An 818-nucleotide genomic window follows, 5' to 3' on the forward strand; every position below is an offset into this window, starting at 1 on the left:
TTAGATTTCCTGCTGCCGACTAAACCAGATTGAAATCATCAGAGAAGTAGATAGGAGGTCAAATGTACAAGAACATCCTGATCCCGGTTGCTCTGGACCAAGAATACGACACACAAGCGTCGTTTGAAGCCGCGCGCCAATTGGCTGATGCGGACGCTGTATTCACTGTGATACACGTCCAAGAGCCAATTCCGGCGTATGTAGGGTCTCAGATTCCCAGCGAAGTACTTGCCAATACGCGGCATGAAATCCTGGAAAACCTGCATCAAACAGCTTCTGAAATTCCAGGCGCGGAAACTCGGCTTATCTCTGGGCATGCGGGCAGGGCTATTGTCGACTTCGCAAATGAGAGCGACGCGGATTGCATCGTCTTGGCCTCGCACAAGCCTGGTTTTGAGGACATATTTCTAGGTTCCACTGCGAACAGAGTCGTGCATCACGCCAGGTGCTCGGTTCACGTAATTCGCTGAACCAAACCTTGCGGTGCGAGATCTTGATCGAATGGCCTCTTTCTTCGTTAGTGTTGATTGTCACTGAGCGGCAATTGAGGAGACGAATTTCCGCTCCTGACGTAGAATTTTTCCTGTGGTGGTCCGCGCTTCGACGGCAGCGTCAGCTAGACTGGTGTGTTTGTGGGCTTCACTGTAGCCATCTGCCGTAAGCCCCCCTCAGCAGGGGATCGACTGTTGAACCGAACGAGGAATTGTGCGCACCCGGGGGCTAGACACCAGATCTGACATCAGCCCTTTGCCAATGTATAAGCACCAGAAAGAAAGGCGTTCTTTAAATAGACCGGCAGCTTCTCGGGATACTCTTTC

General features: G+C 51.7%; 1 protein-coding gene. It reads left to right on the forward strand.

What is annotated here, in order from left to right:
- The first annotated feature begins 62 nt into the window (after positions 1-62).
- Positions 63-470: a universal stress protein gene (locus tag ACR0FE_RS23605; RefSeq protein WP_170617637.1), complete on the forward strand. Its 408-nt coding sequence runs from the start codon at positions 63-65 to the stop codon at positions 468-470.
- Positions 471-818 lie beyond the last annotated feature (348 nt).

It is taken from the genome of Ruegeria sp. K7, from assembly GCF_056531785.1.